The organism is Microbacterium gubbeenense DSM 15944, from assembly GCF_000422745.1.
Lineage (GTDB): Bacteria > Actinomycetota > Actinomycetes > Actinomycetales > Microbacteriaceae > Microbacterium > Microbacterium gubbeenense.
In genome coordinates, this window is the sequence record NZ_AUGQ01000061.1 from 1 (window position 1) to 2,063 (window position 2,063).

1 protein-coding gene is annotated in these 2,063 nt (G+C 57.4%); it reads right to left on the reverse strand.

What is annotated here, in order from left to right; all coding sequences use genetic code 11:
* Positions 1–669: 669 nt before the first annotated feature.
* On the reverse strand, positions 670–1,752 hold the full coding sequence (locus tag G510_RS18115; protein ID WP_169562652.1) for an acyltransferase family protein: 1,083 nt from the start codon (positions 1,750–1,752) through the stop codon (positions 670–672).
* Positions 1,753–2,063 lie beyond the last annotated feature (311 nt).

Genomic DNA, 2,063 nt, shown 5'->3' on the forward strand with positions numbered 1-2,063 from the left:
CCCTCGGCTTCCGAAACCTGACGAACTATGTCGCCAGATCACTCCTCGAGAGCGGCGGATTCAGACCCCAGCTACACCCTGGATTGCGATGAGCCAAGAAACCCCAGGTCAGCGACCTACGCCAGTCGAAACCCGCTCAACGTGAGCCAAGTCGGGCTACGATCCGCACCCGGGTCACGCCGGGCACGTCGTGAAGCACGCGGCGGCGGCGCCCGCGGCCCACCGCGACGACCCCGCACGACGGGCACCCGACAGGCGCCGCGGGGCTCGAGATCGTGACGGTTAGCAGCTCGTTGCGGCGGTCGACGTCCTCGACATGGACGCTGTCCAGGCCGAGCAGTAGGTCGCAGCGGGCGCACGGAGAGGAAGCAGAGCGCGCGGAAGCGCACCCCGAAGTAGGGTGAAGCACGTCGAGGTCCTCGCGGTCGATCAGAGAGTTAGCGCTTCTGATCCTCGGGGACCTCGACCCCTACTCGCCGGACCTCACCCGGCGCGCCTCACCCCCCACCGCATGTCCGAAGAGCCCCTAAACCGAACCTGTCACCAGTTCGTTCCTCACGCCCCGTGCGATTAATCAGCAACACCGCGCTCGTCGATTTCGGACGCTGGACGCTCGTGTACTTGCAAGCCCGCCTACCGGTTGCCCTCGACGTCGTAAGTCAGAGTGAGTCATTTAGAGGGGGAACGAAAACGACGTTCGATGCGCTTGCGTAGCCGCAGGGCGGGCTTTTCGACCGCCATGTATAGCACGACACCTGCTCCGACGCCTATCGCGACCATGGCCGGAATGCGCGCGAACGCGGGCCAGTCATGAAGGTGAGGCGAAAGCCAGCTCATCAGAATGAGGTGTACTAAATAGATCGAATAGCTTGCAAGCCCTATAATTTCAACTAGCATCCACTGTGACATGCGCAACATAAATCGCGCTGTGGCGCCGAACGGTTGCACGAGTCCGAACAGAATGACTCCGCATGTTGAGGCGCTTTGAAGCGTATACCTCAACGTGTCCCGAAAAAATTCTTCTCTGATGATCAATGAAGCGACAAATATGAGGACCGATGCGTATACAACTGCGGGATTGCCGAACACGCGAGAGAAAACATTAGTGGGCGAGCCCTGCTGAACCCACCAAAAGTATCCGGCTGCCGCCAGCATTCCGAGAGCAATGCCGTCGAAGCGCGTGTCAGATCCATAGTAAATCCGATCCGAATCTCCCGCGAAAAGTATTCGCGCAACGTTTCCGTATGCGACTAAAACCACGGACGTTACGACCACAAGTTTGATCCAGTGCTTACTGCGGTGCATGAAAATCCATACCAACGCGAAAACGATGTAGAATTGCTCCTCAATCGAGAGGCTCCACACGACGCCGCTACCGGGGAGCGCATGTGCTTCGCCGCCGATGATCGTCCAGTTGTAGATGAAAAAAACCTGTGACAATAATGGCCATACTGCTTCTGGATGAGCAAAGACTCGAACTATTGAAGGAATGAGAATCACTATCAAAAAGGGCGGAGCGATCTTAAAAAAACGACGCCAGTAAAATCCCTTCCAGCTGAATCCCGCAGTCTTTTCGCGCTCTTTCAGCAACAGCAGCGTTATTATGAAGCCCGAAATAGAAAAGAATACGGTAACACCACTGCCACCCGGAATATATTCTCCGAGGCCAGCGTGAGCCACCACTACTACCAAGACGGCGAAGCATCGCAATGCATCGACATGCGCGAAGCGATTAGCCGAGTTCAGCGGCATAGCCGTCATTATAGTTCCCCCTAGCCGCGCGCTGTACCGAGTGACCGACGCACATGAATGGCCACAGTCTACCCGCAAGGCGCGGTCCCTTTCGGACGTGGCAATGCTGACAGCAGTGGGTTCGCAGGCTGCCTTCGCCGGTACCACGGTTCTGTCGCTGAACCCGCGCCATGGCAATTGGAGTGCTTGGTGGCGGGTCATCAGCCTGTCCCGATAAGCCTGGATCCACCGATTGAGGGTGAGTTGGGGGCGGCGCGTTAAACGGAGAATGCCTGTCTGATCAGGGATAATTGTTCTTACCACAGAGGCAA

What these genes read in the sequence shown, in the direction of transcription:
- G510_RS18115 (WP_169562652.1), bottom strand. Translation starts at nt 1,752, where the DNA reads ATGCCGCTGAACTCGGCTAATCGCTTCGCGCATGTCGATGCATTGCGA.